The sequence below is a fragment of the Paracoccus sp. C2R09 genome (genome assembly GCF_018860625.1).
Lineage (GTDB): Bacteria > Pseudomonadota > Alphaproteobacteria > Rhodobacterales > Rhodobacteraceae > Paracoccus.
This window is the reverse complement of sequence record NZ_JAHKQB010000014.1, coordinates 300757-317636: the sequence shown is the minus strand read 5'-3', so window position 1 is coordinate 317636 and position 16880 is coordinate 300757. Positions and strand designations below refer to the sequence as shown.

Genomic DNA, 16880 nt, shown 5'->3' with positions numbered 1-16880 from the left:
CATAGCACCGCCCGTGCGGCGGATCAAACCCCTTGCGAAACGCGCCCCCAGCCGCCAGATGCTGCGGCATGGACAGCATCGCCCCTGCACGCTTCGACGTCACCGAACCCGAAATCGCCCGCGTGGTCGCAGCCTTCTATGCCGCCGTGCGCCGCCATCCGGTGCTGGCGCCCGTCTTCGCAGAACATATCGGCGACTGGCCCGCCCACGAGGCCCGGATCGCGGCCTTCTGGCGCGGCGCGATCCTGCACCGCGCGGGCTATAACGGCAGCCCGATGCGGGCGCATCAATCGGCGGGCAATGTCCGCCCCGAGCATTTCGACATCTGGTTGAAGCTGTTCGATCAGGCGCTGGAGAAGACCCTGCCCCCCTGGACCGCCCGCGCCTGGTCGCAGATGGCGCACCGGATCGGACAGGGCCTGCGGGCGGGGGTGCAGAACATGGATGCGGGCCGCGGCGGGCCGCCCGTGTTGCGTTAACCGCGCGTGCGGGGCGGACGAGGCTTATAGACGGGCAGCGCCCACCCCCACAGGATGCTGCCCCCGCGCAACCCGAAGGTCACCAGCCCGCACAGGAACAGCGCCTCGGACCGGCCGAGGCCCGGCCACATGGCCAACACCGCGATCAGCGCCCCCCCGAAGGCCGCGGTCAGATACAGTTCGCCCTGCTTCAGGATCAGCGGAACCTCGTTGCCGACGACATCGCGGATCAGCCCGCCGAAGGTGCCCGTGACGACACCCATGATGACGACGATGACGGGGCTGAAGCCCCCCTCGACCGCGATGCCGACCCCTGCGGGCACGGCGATGGCCAGCGCCAGCGCGTCCAGCCACAGAAGCAGCCGATACCGGCTCTCGAAGCGGTGGGCGGTCCAGAAGACCACCATCGCCGCGGTCGCGGCCACCAGGATCAGCGACGGGCGCGCGATCCAGAAGACCTGCGGGCGGTCCAGCAGCAGGTCGCGCAGCGTCCCGCCGCCCACCGCCGTCATCGCGGCCATGAAGACGAAGCCCACCGGGTCCAGCTGACCGCGACTGGCCACCAGCGCCCCGGTCAGCGCAAAGACCAGCACGGACAGGTAATCGAGCGCCCACAGGATCGTGGGCAACCCCTCGGCGATGCTCATTTGAAGGGGGCCATGCCCGCGCGCGCCAGTTCGTCCGCGCGTTCATTCTCGGCATGGCCGGCATGGCCCTTGATCCAGCGCCATTCGACCTGATGGGTCTTCTGCGCCGCATCCAGCCGCTGCCACAATTCGACATTCTTGACCGGCTGGCGCGAGGCGGTCTTCCAGCCGTTCCGCTTCCAGCCGTGGATCCACTGGGTCACGCCGTTCTTCACATAGGCGCTGTCGGTGGTGATCGTGATGGTGCTGGGACGCGTGAGGGTTTCCAGCGCACTGATGGCGGCCATCAGCTCCATCCGGTTGTTAGTGGTCTGCGCCTCGCCGCCCTGCAATTCGCGTTCCTTCAGGATCGCCTCGCCATCCATGGCGCGCATCAGGACGCCCCAGCCACCGGGGCCGGGATTGCCGCTGCAGGCCCCGTCGGTCCATGCGTGAAGTTCAGTCATCAAGTCCCACGTGGTTCGGCAGGCCCGCGACACGCGCCAGCCATGCGTTCACGGCAGGGAAGCGGTCCATCTCGAACCCGCCACGGCTGCCGGCGGTATGCGTATAGGCATAGAGCGCGACATCCGCCAGCGTCGCGGCCTCGCCCGCCAGCCAGTCCGCGACCTCCAGCCGCCGCTCCATCACCGACAGCAGCGCATGGCCCCGGATCAGCAGGTCCTCCATCCGGTCGGGCGTGGCAAGGCTGGCGCGCGAGGGATAGCAGCGCAGCGCCGCGCGAACGGCGATCACGCCTTCATGCTGGTTCTGTTCCCAGAACATCCAGGACATCATCGTCGCGCGGTCGAAGGCGTCGCCGGGCCAGAAGCGCGTGCCCTCGCCCAGCCAGCACAGGATCGCGTTCGATTCGGGCAGGGTGCGACCGTCCTCCAGATGCAGCACCGGTGCCTTGCCGAAGGGCAGCGCGCCGGCGGTCTTGGCCTCGATCAGCGCCTCGGACCCGTCCTCGACATCGACGATTTCGCAGGCGCGGCCCGTCAGCGCCAGCAGCAGCCGCACCTTGTAGCTGTTGCCCGAGCTGGGCATGGAATAGAGCCGCATGGCGACCCCCTCAGACCGCTTCGCGCAGGACGCGCGGAACCTTGAACTCGACCCGTTCCTGCGCCGTCTCGACCAGCTCGACCACGACCTCGTAGCGGTCGCGGAAGGCGTCCACGACCTCGTTCACCAGGACCTCGGGGGCGCTGGCACCTGCGGTGACGCCGACGCTGCGGATGCCGTCCAGCGCGCGCCAGTCGATATCGGCGGCGCGCATCACCAGCTGGCTGTAGGCGCAGCCCGATGCGCTGCCCACCTCGACCAGCCGCTTGGAGTTGCTGGAATTCGGCGCGCCGATCACCAGCAGCGCGTCGATATGGGGCGCGACCGCCTTGACCGCCGCCTGACGGTTGGTCGTGGCATAGCAGATGTCTTCCTTGCCCGGACCCACGATGGCCGGAAACCGCACCTTCAGCGCCTCGACGATCTCGGCGGTGTCATCGACCGACAGCGTGGTCTGGGTGATGAAGGCCAGCGCGTCCGGATCGCGCGGCGCGATGGTCGCCACATCCTCGACCGTCTCGACCAGGATCACCTCGCCCTCGGGCAGCTGGCCCATCGTGCCGATGACCTCGGGGTGGCCCACATGGCCGATCATCACCATCTGCAGGCCGTTGGCGTGGTGACGCTCGGCCTCGATATGGACCTTGCTGACCAGCGGACATGTCGCATCGACATAGACCATCTCGCGGCGCTCGGCCTCGGCGGGGACGGCCTTGGGCACGCCATGGGCCGAGAAGATGACCGGACGGTCGGTCGGACAATCGTCCAGTTCCTCGACGAAGATCGCGCCCTGGTCGCGCAGGCTGTCCACGACGAACTTGTTGTGCACGATCTCGTGGCGGACATAGACCGGGGCGCCCCATTTGCGGAGCGCCATCTCGACGATCTTGATCGCGCGGTCGACACCCGCGCAGAAGCCGCGCGGGGCGGCCAGGTACAGGGTCAATGGGGGCTTGGCATGTTCCATACCCCCTGAGGTAGCGATTGCCGCGCCTTTCGTCCAGATGCCGCGCCTAGCGCGCCAGCGACAAAAGGCCCGTCACGTCCAGATGACGCTCCATATGCGCGGCCAGATCGTCCAGCGCGGCATCGACGCCCGCCTCGTATCCCGGCTGCGAAGGCGCCCCCAGCCGCGCCAGAAAGGCCGCGCGGAAGCCGTCATCGGAAAACAGCCCGTGCAGATAGCTGCCCATGACCCGGCCATCGGCGCTGATCGCCCCGTCGGGTTCGGGCAGATGGGCAAAGGGTCGCGCGCAGTCCGGTCCCGTGCTGCGGCCCATATGTATCTCGTATCCGGTGATGTCCTGCCCCAGGGCCCGCCCCGATGCGGGCGTCACGCGCTTGTCGGGGGACATCACCGTCGCGACCTGCAGCAGGCCCAGCCCCGGCACCTGCCCCGGCCGTCCGTCCGAACCCTGCGGATCGGCGATCGACTGCCCCAGCATCTGGTATCCGCCGCAGATGCCCAGCACATGCCCGCCGCGACGGCGATGGGCGGCGATGTCGATGTCCCAGCCCTGCGCGCGCAGGAACGCCAGATCGCCGATGGTGGATTTGGACCCCGGCAGGATGACCAGATCCGTATCGCCGGGAATCGCCTGCCCCGGCCCCAGCATCGTCAGCCGAACGCCGGGTTCGGCGGCAAGCGGGTCCAGATCGTCGAAATTGGCAATGCGCGACAGGGTCAGGCAGACGACATGCAGCCCCTCGCCCCGGCCATGGCGCAGATCCACCGCGTCCTCGGCGGGCAGACGATGGGCATCGGCGAACCAGGGCAGCACGCCGAAGCCGCGCCAGCCGGTGCGTTCCTCGATCAGGCGATAGCCGTCGTCGAACAGCCGCACATCGCCGCGGAACTTGTTGACCATGAAGCCCGCGACCATGGCCGCGTCCTCGGGGTCGATGACGGCCTGGGTGCCCACGATCTGCGCGATGACGCCGCCCCGGTCGATATCGCCCGCCAGCACCACGGGAACCCCCGCCGCGCGGGCAAAGCCCATATTGGCGATGTCGCGCGGGCGCAGGTTCACCTCGGCCGGGCTGCCCGCACCCTCGACGATCACCAGGTCGTGGGCCGCGCGCAGACGGGCGAAGCTGTCCTGGACGGCCACCATCAGGCGCGGCTTCAGCGCGGCGTATCCGCCCGCCTCGGCCCGCATCATGGCGCGCCCCTGGACGACGACCTGCGCGCCGGTCTCGGTTTCGGGCTTCAACAGGACCGGGTTCATGTCGGCATGAGGGGCGATCCCGCAGGCCCGCGCCTGCAGGGCCTGCGCGCGCCCGATCTCGGCACCCTCGGGGGTGACGGCGGCGTTGTTCGACATGTTCTGCGGCTTGAAGGGCGCGACCGACAGGCCGCGATTGCGCGCGGCGCGGCAAAGCCCCGCCACCAGAAGCGATTTTCCGACATTGGAACCCGTCCCCTGAATCATCAGCGCGCGCATGGGTTACTCTTGCTTGCCATCACCTGTCAGGGTGACTAGATAGGCGCGTCCGCAAATGAAAGGCCGAAAGCCGTGGAAAACGTCATTCTGACCGTCCATCTGATCCTCGCCGTGCTTCTGGCAGGGGTCGTGCTGCTGCAACGTTCCGAAGGGGGCGGGCTTGGCATGGGCGGCGGCGGCGGCGCCGGTGGCGGCGTCATGAGCGGCCGTCAGGCGGCCAGCGCGATGACCCGGCTGACCTGGATCTTCGGGATCGCGCTGTTCGCGACCTCGATCGCGCTGACCATCCTTGCGGCACGCGACGCCTCGAACGGGTCGATCATGGACCAGTTCGGCGCATCCGACAGCCAGCCCGCGACGGACGGGATGCCCGCGGCACCGACCTATACGCCCCCGCCCACGACCGGCGGCAACCCGCTGACCCCGCCCGCGCCCGATGCGCCCGAGGCAGCAGCACCCGAGGCGGCAGCACCTGCGACCGAGGCACCCGAGGCGGCGACCCCCGCAGAGCCGGTGACCCCGCCCGCGGCCGAGACGACCCAGCCCGCCGAGGAACCGGCAAACTAAGACGATCACCACAGCTTGGGGCGGGTCCGATCCGCCCCACATGAACTTGCGGTCCGTTGCGGCCACGGGGCGAATCGACTATTGTCCGAATCCCGTGGTCTTGTCCTTTTGGCGGCCCGCTTCCTGAGCGAATTGCACATCACGGGGGCCTTAATGGCGCGATACATCTTCATCACCGGCGGCGTGGTTTCGAGCCTGGGCAAGGGCCTGGCCTCGGCGGCGTTGGGCGCGCTGTTGCAGGCCCGCGGCTTTACCGTCCGTCTGCGCAAGCTCGACCCCTATCTGAACGTCGATCCGGGAACGATGTCGCCCTTCGAGCATGGCGAAGTGTTCGTCACCGATGACGGCGCCGAGACCGATCTGGACCTCGGGCATTACGAACGCTTCACCGGCGTGGCCGCGCGCCGCACCGACAGCATCAGCTCGGGTCGGGTCTATTCCAACGTGCTGGAAAAGGAACGCCGGGGCGAATACCTGGGCAAGACGATTCAGGTCATTCCCCACGTCACCAACGAGATCAAGGACTTCCTGTCGATCGGCGACGACGAGGTCGATTTCATGCTCTGCGAGATCGGCGGCACGGTCGGCGATATCGAGGGCCTGCCCTTCTTCGAGGCGATCCGCCAGTTCATCCACGAGCGTCCCCGTGGCCAGTGCATCCTGATGCACCTGACGCTGCTGCCCTATCTGGCGGCATCGGGCGAACTGAAGACCAAGCCCACGCAGCACAGCGTCAAGGAACTGCAGTCCATCGGCCTTGCGCCCGACGTGCTGGTCTGCCGGTCCGAACAGCCGATCCCGGAAAAGGAACGCGCCAAGATCGCGCTGTTCTGCAACGTGCGCCCCGATGCGGTCATTCCGGCCTACGATCTCAAGACCATCTACGAGGCGCCGCTGGCCTATCACCGCGCAGGTCTGGACCGCGCCGTGCTGGACAGCTTCGCCATCAGCCCCGCGCCCCGTCCCGACCTGACCCGCTGGGAGGACGTGATGGACCGTCTGGACCATGCCGAGGGCGAGGTTCGCATCGCGGTCGTGGGCAAGTACACGCAGCTGGAAGACGCCTACAAATCCATCGCCGAGGCGATGACCCATGGCGGCATGGCGAACCGGGTCCGCGTCAAGGCGAACTGGGTCGACAGCGAGAAGCTGGAGGGTGAAGGCGCGCATCTGCTGGACGGCTATCACGGCATCATCGTGCCGGGCGGTTTCGGCGAACGCGGCACCGAAGGCATGGTCGCCGCCGCACGATACGCGCGCGAGAAGAAGGTCCCCTATCTGGGGATCTGCCTCGGGATGCAGATGGCCGTGATCGAGGCTGCCCGCAACCTGGCCGACATGCCCGATGCGGGCTCCGAGGAATTCGACCACGAGGCCGGCAAGACCCGCTTCACCCCGGTCGTCTATCACCTCAAGGAATGGGTGCAGGGCAACTATACCGTCAAGCGCAAGGTCGGCGACGACAAGGGCGGCACGATGCGCCTGGGCGCCTATACCGCCGTGCTGAACGAAGGCTCGCGCATCTCGCAGATCTATGACGGCGCGCTCGAGATCGAGGATCGTCACCGCCACCGCTACGAGGTTGACGCCACCTATCGCGAGCAGCTGGAAAAGGCGGGCCTGCGCTTCTCGGGGATGTCGCCCGATGGCAAGCTGCCCGAGGTGATCGAATACCCCGACCACCCGTGGTTCATCGGCGTGCAGGCCCACCCCGAGCTGAAATCCAAGCCCTTCGATCCGGCGCCGCTGTTCGCGGGCTTCATCCGCGCCGCGATGGAGGAAGGGCGGCTGGTCTGAACCGGCCCCCTGGGGATCTAGACGCGGCCCTTCACTGGGCCGCGACCCACCATGCCGCAGCGATCTGCGCCCCCATGCCCGGCAGCCCCTACGCCGCGCGGTTCCGCCGCGATCTGCCGCTGGCCGCACAGGCCTCCCTGCCCCCCGAATCGCCCCTGACCTGCCGCGCCAGCACCGGTGCGCGTGGCTGGGCCGCGGTGCCTTGGCTGGCCTGCTTCGATCCCCGCATCACCCGCAGCATGAGGCGCGGCGTCTATGTCGCGATATTCATCGTCTCGGCCCGTGCCCAGGTCGTCCTGGCCCTGCAGCACGGGGCCGAGGACATGCTGGACCGGCATGGGTTGCAGGGCGGGTTGCAGGCGCTGTCGGCGCGGGCGCAGAACTTGCGCGAAGTGGCGGGGCCGATCCCCGGCCTGAGGCCCGGACCGTCCGATCTGGGGGCCACCGCCCCCCTGCCCCGCGGATACCAGGCGGGCACGATCCTGCAGGCGGCATGGCCGGCAGAGCGGATCTGCGACGGAACCCTGTCCGTGGCCTTCCGCGACCTTGCCGCGCGATATCTTCGATTGGTGGACAAGGGCGCGTTCTGAAACGCGAAAGGCCGCCCCGAGGGACGGCCTGTTCCGCGATCTGGTGCCGGTGAAGGGACTCGAACCCCCGACCCCATCATTACGAATGACGTGCTCTACCAGCTGAGCTACACCGGCATCAGATCGTGCCGCGCGAATTAGCACCCTTCACCGCCGGGGAAAAGAGGGGACGCGCATTTTTTCGCGCCCCCTCGTCATTTTAGGCCGAAATCTCAGCGCTTGCGCGGTTCGGACCAATCGGCCTCGTCGGCGGGTTGGACATCGGGGCGGACCATGTCCCGCTCGGGCGTCTCGACCGCCGGGGTCTCGGGCTGGACGGGTTCGGGTTCGTCCGTCGGCCGGGCTTCGGGCACGGGCTCGGGGTCGGTCACCGTGGCCGAGGGTCCCTGAACCTCGTAATCGCTTTCGCGCGGAACCATGCCGGGGGCGACATTGGGGGTCACGGTTTCGGCGCGCGGTGCCTGACCTTCGGGTTCCGCCGGGCCGGGCGGGTGCGGCTGCACCGGCTCGGACAGATCCGGCGCGTCGGCCAGGTCGTCCTTGCGCGGGCTGCCGACCAGCAGGGGCAGCATCTCGGCCCCCGTGGCCGAGGCGGTCGCCGTCTGGCGGGCCGCATCGGGTTCGCGCCAGGTCAGCGTGTCGAAACCGCCGCAGCTGTCGCAGACGGGCGACCATTCCGGCATCACGTTGTGGCATTTGTCGCAGACCCATTGCGGACCCCGCGACGCGGTCAGCGCCTTGGTCAGCCAGCCGCGCACGACGGCATCGTCGGCCCCCGACCCACGTTCGGTCGCCGCCATGATCGACAGGGTACGGACGGTCGGATGCGTCTCGGCCAGATCGCCCAGGGCGCGCCGCGCACCGGGAAAGTTCTCGGCCGCCAGCATCAGTTCGGCCTTCAGCAGGCGCGATTCCTCGTGCTGCGGGTTCTTGGCGATCAGGCGTTCGAAGCGGCGCAGACGGGCCGAGGATTTCTCGTCCGGGACGATCTCGGCATAGGCTGCGGCCACGTCGGGATGCGGTCGCACCGACCAGGTCTTCTCCAGAATGCGCGAGGCGTTCCGGTAATCCTTCTGCTCGATATAGCTGCGTGCGGCCAGCACGGCGGCCGGGATCAGGTCGGGCGATGCCGTAGCAGCCGAGATCGCGGCTTCGCGGGCGCTGGCGGACTGACCCTCGGCCAGAACGTCGCTGGCCTCCTTCAGCGCCAGAACGGCATCGCGCCGCAGCGCCACGGCCTTGGGCAGCTGGCCCTGGTTGCGCTTGTCCTTCAGGGTCTTGCGCGCGCCCTTCCAATCGTGTTCGCGCGTCTGCAGATCCAGCAGCGTGTCCTGAACCTCGGCGTGGCGGGGCTTCAGCGCATAGGCCTTCTGGGCCAGCAGCAGCGCCTTGTGCGTATCGCCTTCGGCCAGCTTCTGGCGCATGAGGCCGCGGATGCCCACGAAACGGGTGCGGTCATCCTCCAGCAGCTGGCGATAGATCCCCACCGCCTGCTTCGAATCGCCCGCCGTCTCGGCGGCCTGGGCCGCCAGCAGGTTCGTCAGATGCGGCTGGTTCAGGAAGCGGCCCGCACGGGCAGCCTTGTCCTGCGCCAGCTTCCCCTCGCCCGAGGCGACGGCCAGCATGCCTTCGGCGAAGGCGGCATAGCCCTTGCGTTCGCGGGCACGCGAGAAATAGCGGTTCACGGCAGTTTCGTCGCCCATGAGGAAACGCAGGACCGCCACGATCAGCCCGAGGATCTTGAAGATCAGCCAGGCCAGGACCATCAGGACCAGCAGGGCCGCGACGGCCTTGACAGGGGTCAGCGCGATCTCGGTCCCGCCATAGCGGATCTGCAGCATCTGGCCCGTTTCGGACAGGTGCTGCGCCCCCAGGGCGATGGCCAGGACGATGGCGAAAAAGGCGATGATCTTCAGCAGAGACAACAGCATCGGGCGGCCCTCAATCTTGGGTCGAGGACAGATCGGACAGGGCCGACTGCGCCTCGGAATAGGTTTTCGCGCGGGCCAGCCAATCGGCCATGGCCGATGCGTCGGCAGCGGGCTGCGGCAGGGCGTCCAGTTCGCCGACCGTGGCCGCGACATCGCCGCCGTTCAGCGTATTCTCGGCCCGCGACAGGATCGCGTCGGTATCGTCGCCGTCACGCGGCGCGACCGAACGCGCTCCGGTCTGGGCGCGCAGGAAGTTCGTCAGAAGATTGCCCTCGCCGCTGGCGCTGCTGCTGGACAGATCGGCGCGCAATGCGGCGCGCGCGGCTTCGGGGAAGGCATCCTGCAATTCGCCAAGGCTGGGGACGTCCTGCTGAAGCGCCTCGGGGGCGTCGATGCCCGCGCCTTCCAGCGTGGATTTCGCCTCGTCGGCCGATACGCCGCGGTCCAGCGCGGCTTGGAGCGATGCGATCGCGGCCACGGCCTCGGCCCGGCGGGTGGTTTCGGCGGCGGCCTGCTGCAGTGCCTCGGCCTCTTCGCGGGCGGCCTGAAGACGGGCCTCGGCCTCGGCCGCGGCGGCCTCGATCCGGTCGGTGGCTTCGCCCGCATCGGCGGCGGCGGGCAGATCCGCGATCTGCGCCTGCTGTTCCTCGAGCTGCTTGCGCAGCGCCTCGAGTTCGGCGCGGATGTCGGGTGCCTGTTCCAGTGCATCGAGGCGCGCGGCCAGATCGTCGGGCAGGGCGGCGGGGGCGCCGGGCTGGTTCGCCACGGCCTCGCGCGCGGCGGCGACGGCGGCATCGATCACGGGCTGCTGATCGGGGGGCGGCGCGGGCTGGGCGGGGGCCTGCGGCGGCAGCCAGCCCTGCGGCAGATGCGGCAGCGCCCAGATCGTGGCGCCGGCGCCAAGGCCCGCGGCGACGACGCCACCCAGGACAACGGGCCAGAAGCCGGTCTTCTTCACGGGCGCGTTCACAGGCGCGGCGGCGGGTTTCGATGCGGGCTCGGGCTGCTTCGGCTGGGCGGGTGCGCGCGTCTTGTCCGCGGGCTTCGGCGCCGGTTCATTCGGTGCTTGGCCGTCGGTTTCGGCCTTCTTCGCCGCTGCCGGACGGCCATCCGTGCCATCGCCCAGCAGTTCCGATTCGATGGGGCGCAATTCACCCGGCTGGCCCGCCTGCGCGGGTTTCCCCTGCCCGATATCGGTCGAGGCGATCACCCCCGGGGCGGCTGCCGCCTTGCGGCCCTTGCTGTTTTCGGACAGCCCCGAGGCTTCGCTCCCGGTAGTTTCGTTCTTGTCCGCATTCTTGTCTGTCGGCTTTGTCACGTGCTGTCCCCGTCTTCATGCCATGCGCTGATGGCCGCTGTCGCGCGTCTGCCGCAGCCTAATGAGCGAAAAGCCTTCGCTCAACCCGCGGCTTTCAGCTTTGTTCCGTGCCGGCCATCCGCAGGATCGCCCGCCGCATCGCTTGGCCCGTCGGATGGCAGGCCGTTTCGACCCGCGCGGCCCTTGCCCGAAAGGCATTCTGCACCGCATCGCTGAGGGCGATCACCCAGAGCGGCGCGCGCGCCCCCGCCACCGCCTGCGACAACAGATCCGCCGACCGGGGGGAGAAGACCGGCAGGATCACCGCCCCATCCCCCGCCAGCAGCGCATGCGCCGCATCGTTCAGAGGTTGCGCCACCTGATCGTAGACGACAACCCCCGGCACGGGCAGCCTGCGCGCGACATGGCGCCCATGGGGGTGGATCAGCGCCACATCCGCCGCCCGGATCAGCGGCATCAGGCTCTCGGCCCGGCCTTCGCCCTCGGTCACGTCGAACCCCGCCGCCCGCGCGACCTCGGCCGTGCGGCCGCCCACGCAGATCGCGGGCCTGCCCCGGCCCGGACCGGCCGCCGCCACCGCATGGCCCGAGGTGAAGACCAGCCCCGGCGCATCGTGCAGCCGCGCGGCGTCATGGTCCACCGGCTCGATCCGCATCACAGGAGAGATCACGGCAGGCCAGTCCCCCATCGATGCCAGGAACCGCCGCGCATCCGCCTCGGGGCGGGTCAGAAGCAGGGTCGGGGTCGGCATTGGCATCCTTTCGCACCGGTGCTACTGCGCTCAGGGGTAAGCATGGGGCGCGCCATGGGCAAGGATCCGATCTTTCTGGGCATCGAGAGCAGCTGCGACGACACCGCCGCGGCCATCGTGACGGGCGACCGCCGCGTGCTGTCGAATGTCGTCAGCAGCCAGACCGAGCTGCATGCCGATTACGGCGGCGTCGTCCCCGAGATCGCGGCCCGCGCGCATGCCGAACGCCTGGACATCGCGGTCGAACAGGCGCTGGCGGATGCGGGCCTGTCGCTGGCCGACCTGGACGGGATCGCCGTCACGGCGGGTCCGGGGCTGATCGGGGGCGTGATGGCGGGCGTGATGTGCGCCAAGGGCATCGCCGCCGGAACGGGCCTGCCGCTGGTCGGCGTGAACCATCTTGCGGGCCATGCGCTGACACCGCGTCTGACCGACGGGATCGACTATCCCTATGTCATGCTGCTTGTGTCGGGCGGACATTGCCAGTTCCTGCGGGTGGACGGCTCGGACGATTTCACGCGGCTGGGCGGCACGATCGACGATGCCCCGGGCGAGGCCTTCGACAAGATCGCCAAGCTGCTGGCCCTGCCCCAACCCGGCGGCCCCAATGTCGAGGCCGAGGCGGCGCTTGGCGACGATAGCCGCTTCGCCCTGCCGCGCCCGTTGCTGGACCGGCCCGGCTGCGACATGAGCTTTTCCGGTCTGAAGACCGCCGCCCTGCGCCTGCGCGATCAGCTGATCGCCGAACAGGGCGGGCTGCGCCAGCAGGACCGCCGCGATCTCTGCGCCGCCTTCCAGACCGCCGTGGCCGAGGTGCTGGCCGAGAAGTCGCGCCGTGCGCTGGCCGCGCATCCGGTGCCGGTATTGGCGGTGGCGGGGGGCGTTGCGGCAAACTCTCAGATCCGCGCCGCGCTGGCGAAGGTGGCCGAGGATGCGGGCACGCGCTTTCTTGCACCGCCCCTGCGGCTGTGCACCGACAATGGCGCGATGATCGCCTGGGCGGGGATCGAGCGTTTCCTGGCCGGTCAGCGCGACGGGATGGACCTGTCCGCCCGCCCCCGCTGGCCGCTGGACCGCAAGGCCGCGCCCATGTTGGGCAGCGGCAAGAAGGGGGCGAAGGCATGATCTCGGTTCTGGGCGCAGGGGCCTTCGGGACCGCGCTGGCCACGGCGCTGGGCGCGCGGGGGCCGGTCACGCTGTGGGGCCGCGACATGGGCTGGTGGCCGCGGAACCCGCGTCTGCCGGGGGTCGAGATCCCCGCCGGCGTCACCCCGACCGACGACCTTGACCGCGCCGCGCAGGCCGACACGATCCTGCTGGCCCTGCCTGCGCAGGCACTGGGCGGGTTCCTGGCGCAACATGGCGCGGCCCTTGCGGGCAAGCGCCTGGTCAACACCGCCAAGGGCATCGACATGCAGCGCCTGACCGGGCCTTCGGCGCTGATCGCGGATGCCTGTCCCGAAGCGACGGTCGCGCTGCTGACGGGACCGTCCTTTGCCGCCGATATCGCGCGCGGCCTGCCCACCGCGCTGACGCTTGCCTGTGCCGATGCCGATGCGGGGGCGGCGCTTCAGGCGCAGCTCTCGACGCCGGTGCTGCGGCTTTACAGGACGACCGACGTGACGGGGGCCGAACTGGGCGGCGCGCTGAAGAACGTCGCCGCCATCGCGGCGGGCGCGGTGATCGGCGCGGGCCTGGGCGACAGCGCGCGCGCCGCCATCATCACGCGCGGCTTTGCCGAGATGACGCGCCTTGCCACCCATCTGGGCGCCCGCCCCGAGACGCTGACCGGGCTGTCGGGCCTGGGCGATCTGACGCTGACCTGCACATCCGCGCAGTCGCGCAATTTCCGCTTCGGCCAGGCGCTTGGCGCGGGTGCCGAATTCGATGCCGCCACCACGGTCGAAGGTGCCGCCACCGCGCAGGCGCTGGTCCGCATGGCGCAGCGCGACGGGCTGGACCTGCCCATCGCCACCATGGTCGCCCGACTTGCCCAAGGCCTCGTTTCCGTGGAAAAGGCCATGGACCATCTGCTCAGCCGTCCCCTGAAGGAGGAATGATGCCCCATTACGCCGTGATCTGCCGGGACAAGCCCGGCGCCCTGCAGACCCGCCTGGACAACCGCGATGCGCATCTGGCGCATCTGCGCGACAGCGGCCTCGTCTTCATCGCCGGCCCCCTGATCGAGGATGGCGAGATGCGCGGCTCGCTGGTCGTGCTCGAGGCCCCCGACATGGCCACCGCCGAGGACTGGGCCGCGAACGACCCCTACAAGGCCGCGGGCCTGTTCGATCATGTCGAGATCGTGGAATGGAAGAAGGTGATCGGCTGATGGCCTATTGGCTGTTCAAGTCCGAACCGAACGTCTTCGGCTGGGATCACCTCGTCGCCAAGGGCGACGCGGGCGAGGAATGGGACGGCGTCCGCAGCTATCAGGCGCGCAACATGATGCGCGCGATGAAGAAGGGCGATCTGGGGCTGTTCTATCACTCCAATATCGGCAAGGAGGCCGTGGGCATCTGCGAGGTCATCGCCGAGGCCCATCCCGACAGCACCGCCGAGGATCCGAAATGGGAATGCGTGGACGTCCGCGCGGTTCGCAAGCTGCCGCGTCCCGTCACCCTGGACGAGGCCAAGGCCGAGCCGCGCCTGGCCGAGATGGTGCTGGTGAACAACACGCGCCTGTCCGTGCAGCCGGTGACGGATGCCGAATGGGCGGTCGTCATGGAACTGTCGGGCGCCGATCAGGACTGACCGCGCGCCCGGTCCTTCATCCCGGCCCGCGCCTGCGCTAGGCTCGGGCCACCCCAAACGCCAGGAGGCAACATGAGCCAGCGTCTGCACCTCGTCTTCGGAGGCGAGCTTGTCGATCCGCAGGGAACCAAGTTCCGCGACACCGACAACATCCACATGGTGGGCATCTTCCCGTCCTACGAATCCGCCTATGCCGCGTGGAAATCGGAAGCGCAGCGCACCGTAGACAGCGCGCATACCCGCTACTTCATCGCGCATCTGCACCGCCTGCGCGACGAGGAACGCGAAGTCAGCCCGACGGAAGAACTGGGCGGCTGATGCCGCGATCGGGGCTGGGCAGGCTTGGGCTGTGGTGGCAACTGCGCCAGGCCCGCGACCAGGCGCAGGCCCTGCCCCGGATACCCGAAGGGGCGGGCGCCGTCCTGCTGCTGCATGTCGCGCCCGACGCGCGCCAGGCCGAGGCGCAGGTCCGTCGCAGGCTGATGCAGTCGCGCCCCGGCCTGCGGATCGTCGATCTGCACCCCGAGGATGACGGCGTCGATCCCGCCCTGGACCCCGCCCTGATCGAGGCGCTCATCGCCCGCACGCGACCGCAGGCCGTGCTGGCCATGGGCAGCGCCCTGCCCGCCGCGCTGATCGCGGGGGCCGCGCGCCACGACATTCCCGTCATCCTGTCGGAACTGCGGCTGGAACCGCGCGACCTTGCCTGGGGCATGCAGGCGGGCATCCGCAGGCAGCTTCTGTCCAGGGCACAGGCGCTGCTGATGACGGACGCCGCAAGCCATGCCGCCGCCCGCCGCATGGGGCTGCCTGCATGGCGGCTGCACATGACCGGCCCGGTTTCCGAGATCCGCGAGCCGCTGCATTGCTCGGAGCCCGAACGCGCGGTGCTGGCAGCCCTCATCACGGGCCGCCATGCCTGGTTCGCCGCGGGCCTGCCCGAACCCGAGGAGGACGCGGTGATCGCCGCCCATCAGGAGGTGGTGCACCATTCGCATCGCGCGCTGCTGTTCATCGCCCCCGCCGATCCCGCCCGTATCCCCGAACTGGCCCGCAAGATCGAGGGTGCGGGCCTGATCCTCGCCCGCCGGGACGAGGACGAGGAGCCGACCGAGGAGATCCAGGTGATGCTGACCGACGGCCCGACCGAGATGGGCCTGTGGTATCGGCTGGCACCCGTCAGCTTCATGGGCGGCACCATGTCGGGCGGCAGCGACACGCGCCATCCGTTCGAACCGGCTGCGCTCGGCTCGGCCATCGTCCACGGCACCGAAAGCGGCGCGTTCCAGACGGAATGGCAGCAGCTGGACGGCGCCCATGCCGCCCGCCGCGTCACCTCGCCCGAGAGCCTGGCCGCGGCCCTGGTCGAGCTGACGCAGGCCGAACTTGCCGCGACGCTTGCGGCCAATGCCTGGCGGGTCAGCACGGGCGGGGCGGATGTCGCCATCCGCATCGCGGACCGCGTGCTGGGCCTGATCGACGGCAGCCCGCCCAGCCGCGCGATCCCCGCGCCGCCCCCACCCGTCACCACCCCCGAGGCAGGCTGATGCGCACCCCCGGTTTCTGGTTCATCACCCCGCCCACCCCGCGCGCACGGCTGCTGGCGCCTCTCGGCGCGCTCTATGCCCGTGCCACGGCGCGCAGGCTGGCGCAGGGGGTAAGGCTGCGCCTGGAGGTTCCGGTCATCTGCGTGGGCAACATCAATGCGGGCGGCACCGGCAAGACGCCGACCGTGATCCATCTGCAGATGATGCTGGCCGCACGCGGGATCGCGGCGCATGTCGTCTCGAAGGGCTATGGCGGCAGCGCGACCGGCCCGTTGCGCGTCGACGAGGCCCGGCACGACGCGGCCCTGACCGGCGACGAGCCGCTGCTGATGGCGGCCTTCGGCCCCACCTGGGTCGCGAAGGACCGCGTGGCGGGCGCGCGGGCCGCCATCGCCGAGGGTGCGCGGGCGATCATCCTCGATGACGGTTTCCAGGACCCGGCGCTGCATCACGACCTGTCGCTGGTCGTGGTCGATGCCGCCAAGGGCTTCGGCAACGGGATGTGCCTGCCCGCGGGCCCGCTGCGCGAACCGGTCGGGCCAGGAATGGCCCGCGCCGACCTGCTGCTGTCGGTCGGGCCCGATGCCGCGCAGGCGCTGTTCGCGACCCCGAAACCCGCGCCCCCGCATCTGCGCGGCCAGCTGCTGCCCCTGCAGATGGGCTTCGACTGGCGCGGGCACCGCGTGCTGGCATTCGCAGGCATCGGCCACCCCGAGAAGTTCTTCGCCACCCTGCGCGATCTGGGCGCCGTCATCCTGCGCGCCGAGGCGCTGGAGGATCACCAGCCCTTCACCCCCGCCCTGCTGACCCGGCTGGAGACCGAGGCCCGCACCCTGGGCGCGCAGCTGGTCACGACCGAGAAGGACGCGGCCCGCCTGCCCCGCAGCTTCCGCCCCAAGGTGATGGCCCTGCCGGTGCGCATGTCGCTGCGCGACGATGCCCCCCTTCGGTCGGCCTTCGACCGCCTGTTCCCCGATCCGGTTTGAAATCCCGCCCGCCGGGCCGATATAG

General features: G+C 69.7%; 19 protein-coding genes and 1 tRNA gene. 11 read left to right on the top strand and 9 right to left on the bottom strand.

Features of this window, described 5'->3' with window-relative positions; all coding sequences use genetic code 11:
- Positions 1-68: 68 nt before the first annotated feature.
- A complete protein-coding gene (locus KO490_RS05645; protein ID WP_216018411.1) occupies positions 69-479 on the top strand; it encodes a group III truncated hemoglobin in 411 nt (136 codons plus the stop codon).
- Here KO490_RS05645 and KO490_RS05640 read toward each other — a convergent pair.
- The 5 genes from KO490_RS05640 to KO490_RS05620 are packed head-to-tail and all read right to left on the bottom strand — an operon-like array spanning position 476 to position 4614.
- Positions 476-1126, bottom strand: a complete 651-nt coding sequence (locus tag KO490_RS05640) for a trimeric intracellular cation channel family protein (RefSeq protein WP_216018410.1) — start codon at positions 1124-1126, stop codon at positions 476-478. The two genes, KO490_RS05645 and KO490_RS05640, sit on opposite strands and share 4 nt — an antisense overlap.
- Positions 1123-1572, bottom strand: coding sequence for a ribonuclease HI (gene rnhA, locus KO490_RS05635; RefSeq protein ID WP_216018409.1), 450 nt, complete (start codon positions 1570-1572; stop codon positions 1123-1125). Before rnhA ends, KO490_RS05640 begins: the two co-directional genes overlap by 4 nt.
- Complete coding sequence (locus KO490_RS05630; RefSeq protein WP_216018408.1) at positions 1565-2170, bottom strand: glutathione S-transferase family protein; 606 nt, start codon at positions 2168-2170, stop codon at positions 1565-1567. The genes rnhA and KO490_RS05630 overlap by 8 nt, the downstream gene beginning before the upstream one ends.
- 10 nt (positions 2171-2180) lie before the next feature.
- A complete protein-coding gene (gene ispH, locus KO490_RS05625) occupies positions 2181-3137 on the bottom strand; it encodes a 4-hydroxy-3-methylbut-2-enyl diphosphate reductase (protein ID WP_216018407.1) in 957 nt (318 codons plus the stop codon).
- 46 nt (positions 3138-3183) lie between these two features.
- On the bottom strand, positions 3184-4614 hold the full coding sequence (locus tag KO490_RS05620; protein WP_216018406.1) for a cobyric acid synthase: 1431 nt from the start codon (positions 4612-4614) through the stop codon (positions 3184-3186).
- A gap of 72 nt (positions 4615-4686) precedes the next feature.
- Here KO490_RS05620 and secG point away from each other — a divergent pair, with 72 nt between their 5' ends.
- The 3 genes from secG to KO490_RS05605 all read left to right on the top strand — a co-directional run bounded on the left by secG (position 4687) and on the right by KO490_RS05605 (position 7568).
- Entirely contained in the window at positions 4687-5181 is a 495-nt protein-coding gene (gene secG, locus KO490_RS05615) for a preprotein translocase subunit SecG (RefSeq protein ID WP_216018405.1), read from the top strand.
- A gap of 153 nt (positions 5182-5334) precedes the next feature.
- The gene (locus KO490_RS05610) at positions 5335-6978 is read left to right on the top strand and encodes a CTP synthase (RefSeq protein WP_216018404.1); all 1644 of its coding nucleotides are present in this window, start codon (positions 5335-5337) and stop codon (positions 6976-6978) included.
- Between the two features lie 74 nt (positions 6979-7052).
- Entirely contained in the window at positions 7053-7568 is a 516-nt protein-coding gene (locus tag KO490_RS05605) for an MrcB family domain-containing protein (protein WP_216018403.1), read from the top strand.
- A gap of 41 nt (positions 7569-7609) precedes the next feature.
- Here the strand turns inward: KO490_RS05605 and KO490_RS05600 are convergent.
- From KO490_RS05600 to KO490_RS05585, 4 genes are all read right to left on the bottom strand, one after another.
- A tRNA-Thr gene (locus KO490_RS05600) sits at positions 7610-7685 on the bottom strand.
- Positions 7686-7780: 95 nt separating this feature from the next.
- Positions 7781-9499, bottom strand: a complete 1719-nt coding sequence (locus KO490_RS05595; RefSeq protein ID WP_216018402.1) for a heme biosynthesis protein HemY — start codon at positions 9497-9499, stop codon at positions 7781-7783.
- Positions 9500-9509: 10 nt separating this feature from the next.
- On the bottom strand, positions 9510-10817 hold the full coding sequence (locus KO490_RS16630) for a COG4223 family protein (protein ID WP_216018401.1): 1308 nt from the start codon (positions 10815-10817) through the stop codon (positions 9510-9512).
- A gap of 94 nt (positions 10818-10911) precedes the next feature.
- Positions 10912-11568, bottom strand: a complete 657-nt coding sequence (locus tag KO490_RS05585; RefSeq protein ID WP_252727020.1) for a uroporphyrinogen-III synthase — start codon at positions 11566-11568, stop codon at positions 10912-10914.
- A gap of 54 nt (positions 11569-11622) precedes the next feature.
- Between KO490_RS05585 and tsaD the strand changes: the two genes are divergently transcribed.
- From tsaD to lpxK, 7 genes are all read left to right on the top strand, one after another.
- Positions 11623-12693 (top strand): tRNA (adenosine(37)-N6)-threonylcarbamoyltransferase complex transferase subunit TsaD, encoded by a 1071-nt coding sequence (gene tsaD, locus KO490_RS05580; RefSeq protein WP_216018399.1) that lies wholly within the window; start codon positions 11623-11625, stop codon positions 12691-12693.
- The gene (locus KO490_RS05575) at positions 12690-13628 is read left to right on the top strand and encodes an NAD(P)H-dependent glycerol-3-phosphate dehydrogenase (RefSeq protein ID WP_216018398.1); all 939 of its coding nucleotides are present in this window, start codon (positions 12690-12692) and stop codon (positions 13626-13628) included. Before tsaD ends, KO490_RS05575 begins: the two co-directional genes overlap by 4 nt.
- A complete protein-coding gene (locus KO490_RS05570; RefSeq protein ID WP_216018397.1) occupies positions 13625-13900 on the top strand; it encodes a YciI family protein in 276 nt (91 codons plus the stop codon). The genes KO490_RS05575 and KO490_RS05570 overlap by 4 nt, the downstream gene beginning before the upstream one ends.
- Positions 13900-14322: an EVE domain-containing protein gene (locus tag KO490_RS05565; protein ID WP_216018460.1), complete on the top strand. Its 423-nt coding sequence runs from the start codon at positions 13900-13902 to the stop codon at positions 14320-14322. Before KO490_RS05570 ends, KO490_RS05565 begins: the two co-directional genes overlap by 1 nt.
- A gap of 72 nt (positions 14323-14394) precedes the next feature.
- Positions 14395-14640, top strand: a complete 246-nt coding sequence (locus KO490_RS05560) for a DUF4170 domain-containing protein (protein ID WP_216018396.1) — start codon at positions 14395-14397, stop codon at positions 14638-14640.
- Positions 14640-15869: a 3-deoxy-D-manno-octulosonic acid transferase gene (locus KO490_RS05555; RefSeq protein ID WP_216018395.1), complete on the top strand. Its 1230-nt coding sequence runs from the start codon at positions 14640-14642 to the stop codon at positions 15867-15869. The genes KO490_RS05560 and KO490_RS05555 overlap by 1 nt, the downstream gene beginning before the upstream one ends.
- Positions 15869-16855, top strand: coding sequence for a tetraacyldisaccharide 4'-kinase (gene lpxK, locus KO490_RS05550; RefSeq protein ID WP_216018394.1), 987 nt, complete (start codon positions 15869-15871; stop codon positions 16853-16855). The genes KO490_RS05555 and lpxK overlap by 1 nt, the downstream gene beginning before the upstream one ends.
- Positions 16856-16880 lie beyond the last annotated feature (25 nt).